This window comes from Ohtaekwangia sp. (assembly GCF_036568665.1).
Classification (GTDB): domain Bacteria; phylum Bacteroidota; class Bacteroidia; order Cytophagales; family Cyclobacteriaceae; genus Ohtaekwangia.
Genome location: NZ_DATCSD010000426.1, coordinates 1 through 7,137, shown reverse-complemented (window position 1 = coordinate 7,137; position 7,137 = coordinate 1). Strand labels below are relative to the sequence as shown.

Here is a 7,137-nt window from a genome sequence, read left to right as displayed (position 1 = left end):
CATATCGAAACCGGTAAACTGTTTCGAAGTATCGCCTGTAATCTGGCGCGCCACGATCTCGGCCATGTCATAGCCGGGAGCAACGAGTCCGTATACTATATTACCATGCACGGCCGCTTCGCCAATGGCAAATATATACTCATCAGACGTACGCATATAGTTATCGACAACAATGCCGCCTCGCGGATGAACGTTCAGCAACGTAGCCTTTGCCAGCTCATCGCGCGGACGGATGCCTGCAGAAATAACAAGCATTTCTATATCGAGTTTTGTATCGTCAGCAAAGAGTAAACCTTCAAGCTTTCCGTTACCGTCAATCTTTTTCGTGCTCTTGCCGGTATGTATCGTTATACCCAGCTGAGCAAGTTTGTGTGCGAGTATATCCGAGCCTGCATCATCAATTTGCCTGGGCATGAGGCGCGGTGCAAATTCAACCACGTGTGTTTCCAGTCCGAGACCGAGAAGAGCTTTGGCAGCTTCGAGGCCGAGAAGACCACCTCCCATAACAGCACCGCGTTTTACTTTTTTAGCATACGCAGTGATCTGCACTAAATCTTCTATGGTACGATATACAAATACACCATCGCGTTCAACACCTTCCATAGCCGGAACAAATGCACTTGAACCCGTAGCCAGTACGAGATAATCATAACGATCGGACCGACCTGTATGCGTACGGATTGTTTTATCGATGCGATTGATTTCTGTTACTAGTTCGCCTGTATGCAGCTGAATAGAATTCTCTTCATACCATGAAGCAGGCGCCATCAGCAGATCGTCTGCTGTTGATCCTGAAAAGAAACTGCTCAGATGAACACGGTCATAAGCAGGTCGCGGTTCCTCACCATATACAATGATCTCTGCATCAGCAGAACGGCTCCTGAGTTTCTCGCAAAACTTATAGCCTACCATTCCATTTCCAACTACAATTATCCTCTTCTGCATTGCAATCGTTTTAAGTATTTCAAAGCCAAATTTTAAGTAATTATACGTAAATATTTACGTTAATCAAGTTTATCGAAGAATAATTTACGTATAATTACGTATAAACTTTAAGTAATGAAGAAGGACATACTGCAGCAGGAGAAAGCCACGGTTACGATGGTAGGTGCCGGCCCCGGAGATCCGGAGCTGATCACTATGAAAGGAATGAAAGCCATTCAGAGAGCAGATGTGATCTTATATGATGCGCTGGCATCGAAAGAACTTCTTGAATTTGTAAAGCCATCGTGCAAGCTGGTATATGTAGGTAAGCGAAAAGGAAAAAAAGAATTTTCGCAGGAAGAGATCAATCAACTGATCGTCTTTTATGCTACACGCTATAAACAGGTCGTGCGTTTAAAAGGAGGCGACCCGTATGTATTCGGTCGCGGGCACGAAGAATTGGAGTATGCGATGAGGCGAGGTATATCTGTAGACGTTATACCGGGGCTCTCCAGTGCACTGGCGGCTCCGGCATCGTGTGGTATACCGGTAACGAAGCGCGGTGTGAATGAAAGTTTCTGGGTAATAACAGGAATGCTTTCGTCAGGAGAAATGTCGAAAGATATAGCACTTGCCGCGCAATCATCTGCTACCGTTGTGATACTGATGGGCATGACGCATATCCGCTCAATCATGGAGTTGTTTCAGCAAGGACGTTCATCGCTTGAGCCTGCCGCTGTTATACAGTACGCTACATTGCCGGAACAAAAGACCGTGCGCGGCACCGTGAGCACCATTTGTCAATTAGCAGAAGAGCAACAGGTCAGTTCGCCTGCTGTGATTGTCATCGGAAACGTGGTGAATGAAAGTTACCTGCTGGAAGAACTCAGCAACCAACACGTAGCTATACACCGCAATCGATAAACAAGTATATATTATACATTTATAGATAAGGCTCTTCCATTCAAAATCTTCCGCTTATACCAAATCATTTGATATACCATATCAATATCTTAACTTGCTATACCATTTGCCGCCAGCCCACGGTATAACGATGGTATATTTTCCTTGACGAACAGTTTTGTATCATGCCGATGAATGAACGACTCGAGAAAGCCTTTACAACATTTGATGCTTACAATGCCAACGATCCGCATCAGGAAGAAGTGAACGGACAAGTATATCCGAAAGAATTACTCTATGGCCAACGCATGACGGAGTGGTTGAATAAATTTTCTCCGAATGCCCCCGAATACATGCAGCTTGCTGCGCGATGCCAACACATTGGTCGTTGGGAAATACCCCGGAACTCCTACCCGATGGATAAGAAGGGTTATCTGCAATGGCGTAACTCCGAGAAATTTCACCAGGCAAAAATTGCCGAGCACATTTTATCAAGTTGTCGCTATGACCTTGATACGATTGAGAAAGTAAAATTTCTGTTGATGAAAAAAGAATTGCAGACCAATCATGACACGCAGTTGTTAGAAGATGTGATCTGCCTCGTGTTCATTCAATATTACCTGGATGATTTTGCTGCACAACACGAAGACGCCAAAGTGGTTGACATCCTGAAGAAAACATTAAAGAAAATGTCTGCCCGTGCTATAGATGAAGCCGGAAAAATTCCCGTCTCTGCTAAAGCAGGTGCGTTAATAGCACAGGCAGTACAATAATATACGATCGCGTTTATTGAACATCGCGTGATGTTTTCTCTTTGATCAATTTACCATTCCGGTCAAATTTATATAGTCGGGTTTTTAGCGGATCCTGAAACTCCAGCATATATACACTGCCGGCCTTGTCTTTATACAGGTTTGCATTCTCCCAACCTCTATAGGTATCGGCTGATAAAGTTTTTCGCAATGCTACCGGTATATCCTGATGTTTTATTCGAACCATGTCTTTGGTATACGATGTCTGCGATGGAACATTATCCGGTGCCGGATCTCCTTGCTTGATCGGATCACGGGTGGAATCGGGCTCCGCCACAGGCGACTGTGCCATAGTTGCCGTACCACCAAGCATCAGCATAGCACTGAAGAATATCACGAACTTGTTCATAGGGTTATATATTTGTTTAAGAGAGATGGATAAAACTATGCCACTACTTTTTACCAACGATATTCAGCTAAGGAATATAGCTGTGGATTTATGTACTCAGAATGGCTGATTTTGCCAGAAGCTAAATTTGTTCAAGACACATATAAAGGCGATATTGTAAAAAAAAGAATTATCATGTCTGCTATTGAATTGCGAGCTCAGATCATCAACCAAATCAGTTCCATCGAAGATGAAATGATTTTGAAAGAGATCTATGATTTGATTAAAATCGAATCAGAGATAGATTCTTTTTATAAAGTTACCAATGCGGAAAAAGCAGCTATTGAAGCCGGTTTGAAAGATATCGAGTCGGGAAAAATAGTTTCATCTGAAGAGGCCAATGATTTAATTAAGAAATGGCTAAAGAAATAGTGTGGACTGAGTCTTCAATTAAAGACAGATTTAGAATTTACAAGTTTTGGCTACAGCATAACAAATCAGATACATTTAGCGAAAAACTAGAGAAACTGTTCAATGAGTCCGCCAGACTCCTGGCACTCTTCCCTGAAATGGGAACCCCCACAGATATAGCAGATGTAAGAGTTAAAGTTATCAGAAGTTACAAGATTTTCTATCAAGTTCGCATCGATTCTATCGAAATTATAAGAGTGTGGGACAGCCGACAAAATCCTGAAGATTTGTCCTTGTAAAAGGGCTTACAATACACTCAAATAAAAGTCATATAGATACATTTCATACATGACCCAATCATATTTATCATATTTCAATCCCTACATATTAGACACAACAAAAAAAAATGGTCATTTAGGTATATACCTAAATGACTTTCCTATATATACAATTACTATATGCTATAGCAATCTGCTGATCTAATGTCTTCCTCGCAGATATCCTCATTACTGTTCCATTGTAACAACAGCATCATTTATCTCACCAGTCTCATTGACATCGCCAACACCAAGTTATATATCTGCGGATTGTTTTCAAAGCTCGTAAACACAACCTGCTTCCTTATCCTCCCTTTTGGACCTTCACTATAAAATTCAGAAAACGAAGGCAGAGCCTCTATAGTATATTTATCGTATTTCACTCCCTAAATATTAACCACAACGACAACAAAAAAGGCCATCTAGATATATCTCTAAATGGCCTTCCAATATATATAATTACTATATGCTACAACATCACCTGAATCGCGTCATGGTTTTCCAGACTATATTTACGCTATATCGCAGATCAATACACCTTGTTTCAGGGAAGCGATCTTGTCTTCGCGCTTCGGTATAAATTCCTGCGCCACAAATCCTTTGAAGCCTGTTTCAACGATCGCTTTCATGATAGCCGGGTAATTCAGCTCTTGTGTGTCATCGATCTCGTTGCGGCCTGGAACACCTCCGGTATGATAGTGTGATATATACTTGTTGTATTTGCGAATCGTTGCAATTACATCGCCTTCCATAATCTGCATGTGGTATATATCATACAACAGCTTGAAATTTTCTGAACCAACTTTCTCACAAAGCGCAGCACCCCACGATGTGTGGTCGCATTGGTAGTCGTGGTGATCTACTTTGCTGTTCAGCAATTCCATCGACATGGTAACTTTATACTTCTCTGCGATCGGCATCAAACGCTTCAAGCCTATAGCGCAGTTCTCGATTCCTTTCTCATCATCAAGACCGTTGCGATTACCCGAGAAACAGATGATCTGGTTCAAGCCTGCAGCAGCAACTTTCGGAATGATATCCGTATAGCTCTTCACCAATTCATCGTGCAACGCAGGGTTGTTGAATCCTTCGGTAATTCCTTTACCAGCACCCCACGGCATTGCCGATGTCAATCCATATTTTTTCAGGATCGGCCACTCTTCAGGTCCTGTGAGTTCGATAGAAGCAAGTCCTATATTTTTCGCGGCCTTGCAAAGATCTTCAAGCGGTATACTGCTATAGCACCAGCGGCAAGCAGAGTGATTGATCTTTCCTTTCAGGTTTGCTTCCAGCACAGCTTCTGCTGCTGAAAGACGATGTGATAGCGACACACCTGCCGCTGCCACTGCTGCTGATCCGGCTATTTTCATAATGGCACTTCTGCGTGATGTTTTTTGACTCATATCCATCTTGGTTAAAGTTCGGTAAAAGTTTTTATCGGTTATCGGTTAAATTCAATCCAATCAACAGAAAATATGTGTTGATTAGGCGGTGTCTCTTTCCTGAATACAAAGTAAAGATCGTTCTTTCCTCCGGGATCCTGTACTGGTACGCTTATTTCTTTATAGTTTTCCCAATCGCCTGTTGCGGTATAATTCAGCGTACTGATTATCGGTCCCTTCGCGGAGTTAACGTGTACTTCAAGAGTCGCGCCAAGATTTAAAGATGAGTAACGATATGTCAATTGTTTTATTCCTTTGAGGTCAATCTGTTTCAACACAAAATAAGAACGATGATGAATGCTTCCCAGTGCACCGCCTTCATACTTTACATTGCGAACTACTTCTGCATCTTCGGCCTGCACACGTGCCGGGCGAAGTATAAATGCCGTGCTTCCGGTTAGCGGCACTGCGCTTCCTCCTTTATCGGTATAGGATGCTGTAAGAACATAACGACCGTTGGCCGTTTTATCTTTATGCTCGGTAAAGTTTACCACGCCCGTTTCCGGCAGACTCACCAGATCTTTTTTAGTGGCGAGTGATAAAACATACTTCACAATTTCCGTGGCGTCTTCTTTAGATAATTGCGGATGCGCGTTCATAGCATGATCGCCCCATACTCCTCCTCCACCGGTAATTACTTTATTAGCCAATCGCGCCAATGCCGTTTTATCGGTTTGATATTTTTTAGATACCTCTATAAATGCAGGGCCAACCGATTTACCATTAATCTGGTGACAAGCCTTACAGTCGCTGCCTTCCATCAAAGATTTACCGGCATTGAAGGATAACAACTGGTGCCCTACCTGCTGACCAGCCTTGGGTATATATTTCAATGAAATCATCTCGTTGGCAGGATCAATAACTTTATCTTCTTTATCCTGTATAGTAACGGTATAGTGAAACGGGGTCTTCTCAAAGAAGAATGTGCTGTTATCGGTCGTTGTAATCGCTAATACCGGTATCGTGTTACCCACGCGTACGGTCAATGTATCAGCATCGCTTTCACCGGAAGGATCAGTAACTTTCAGCGTAACTTTACGTACACCATTGTTGGCAAAGGTATATTCCGGGTTAATGCCTTCTACTTTCTTTCCATCAACAGACCATTCGAAGGTTAATACATCATCATCAAAATCTATACTCTTGCTGTTGAGCTTTACTTTCAAAGGAGCAAGACCGATGGTATCGCTGCTCGTAATATAGGCTTTGGGTTTACGGTTGCCTCCGTTATAGTCGATGCGAACCAGGCGCGCATCAACGTTATCTATGCCATATACCGAGCCATACTCCAGCATATAGAAAGAACCTTCCGGTCCTACTTCCAGATCAATCGGTCTTCTGAAGTCACCATTGCCAGGCATGAAAGGCTCCATGCGTTTGAAATTATACTCGGCATCGAGGCGAACCACAAATACCCAGTTACGCATCCAGTCAAAAATAAAAAGACCTTTATCGTAGTACTCCGGGAATTGCGTAGAAGATTTTATTGATGCATCATAATGATATACCGGCCCGGCCATCGCACTGCGTCCACCTGTACCAATTTCCGGAAACTCTATGGCTTTATCGTACGGATACCAGATCATAGCCTTTTGTGCAGGCGGAAGTTCTTTCGCCCCGGTGTTATTCGGAGAAGTATTTACAGGCGCTTCCGGGTTGAACAGTTCGCCTACCGACTTCGTTGCAAAATCAAATTCATGGTAGGGTTTGCTATCGCCTACAAAATAGGGCCAGCCAAAATTTCCAGGTCTCTTTGCCTGGTTGATCTCATCGTAACCGCGCGGGCCTTGTGCGCCATCATTACCGGAGTCCGGGCCGATCTCTCCCCAATATACTATAGATGTAGCGGGGTCAACGGAGATACGATAGGGATTACGACATCCCATGGTATATATCTCCGGACGTGTTTTCGGAGTGCCTTTCGGAAAGAGGTTGCCTTCCGGTATAGTATACGTTCCGTTCTCTTCCGGATGTATCCTTAATATTTTACCTCGAAGATC

The 7,137-nt window shown here is 43.2% G+C and carries 9 protein-coding genes; 4 read left to right on the top strand and 5 right to left on the bottom strand.

What is annotated here, in order from left to right; genetic code table 11:
* Positions 1-945, bottom strand: a 945-nt coding sequence (locus VIN08_RS24890; RefSeq protein ID WP_331971362.1) for an NAD(P)/FAD-dependent oxidoreductase, incomplete at its 3' end; no start/stop codon positions are given.
* A 114-nt stretch (positions 946-1,059) separates the two neighbouring features.
* On the opposite strand from VIN08_RS24890, the gene cobA reads away from it, so the two are divergent.
* Both cobA and VIN08_RS24880 read left to right on the top strand, forming a co-directional pair.
* The gene (gene cobA, locus VIN08_RS24885; RefSeq protein ID WP_331971360.1) at positions 1,060-1,848 is read left to right on the top strand and encodes a uroporphyrinogen-III C-methyltransferase; all 789 of its coding nucleotides are present in this window, start codon (positions 1,060-1,062) and stop codon (positions 1,846-1,848) included.
* A 170-nt stretch (positions 1,849-2,018) separates the two neighbouring features.
* Entirely contained in the window at positions 2,019-2,600 is a 582-nt protein-coding gene (locus tag VIN08_RS24880; protein ID WP_331971358.1) for a DUF4202 domain-containing protein, read from the top strand.
* 13 nt (positions 2,601-2,613) lie between these two features.
* On the opposite strand, the gene VIN08_RS24875 is transcribed toward VIN08_RS24880, so the two are convergent.
* The gene (locus VIN08_RS24875; RefSeq protein ID WP_331971356.1) at positions 2,614-2,988 is read right to left on the bottom strand and encodes a hypothetical protein; all 375 of its coding nucleotides are present in this window, start codon (positions 2,986-2,988) and stop codon (positions 2,614-2,616) included.
* A 111-nt stretch (positions 2,989-3,099) separates the two neighbouring features.
* Here VIN08_RS24875 and VIN08_RS24870 point away from each other — a divergent pair, with 111 nt between their 5' ends.
* Positions 3,100-3,399, top strand: coding sequence for a hypothetical protein (locus VIN08_RS24870; protein WP_331971354.1), 300 nt, complete (start codon positions 3,100-3,102; stop codon positions 3,397-3,399).
* A complete protein-coding gene (locus VIN08_RS24865) occupies positions 3,384-3,677 on the top strand; it encodes a type II toxin-antitoxin system RelE/ParE family toxin (protein ID WP_331971352.1) in 294 nt (97 codons plus the stop codon). The genes VIN08_RS24870 and VIN08_RS24865 overlap by 16 nt, the downstream gene beginning before the upstream one ends.
* A gap of 236 nt (positions 3,678-3,913) precedes the next feature.
* Here the strand turns inward: VIN08_RS24865 and VIN08_RS28680 are convergent, their stop codons facing one another.
* The 3 genes from VIN08_RS28680 to VIN08_RS24855 form a co-directional block, all read right to left on the bottom strand.
* Complete coding sequence (locus tag VIN08_RS28680) at positions 3,914-4,078, bottom strand: DUF6934 family protein (RefSeq protein WP_414693312.1); 165 nt, start codon at positions 4,076-4,078, stop codon at positions 3,914-3,916.
* Positions 4,079-4,207: 129 nt separating this feature from the next.
* Positions 4,208-5,098 (bottom strand): hydroxypyruvate isomerase family protein, encoded by an 891-nt coding sequence (locus tag VIN08_RS24860; RefSeq protein ID WP_331971350.1) that lies wholly within the window; start codon positions 5,096-5,098, stop codon positions 4,208-4,210.
* 38 nt (positions 5,099-5,136) lie between these two features.
* The coding region (locus VIN08_RS24855) for a carbohydrate-binding protein (RefSeq protein ID WP_331971347.1) at positions 5,137-7,137 on the bottom strand (2,001 nt) is incomplete at its 5' end.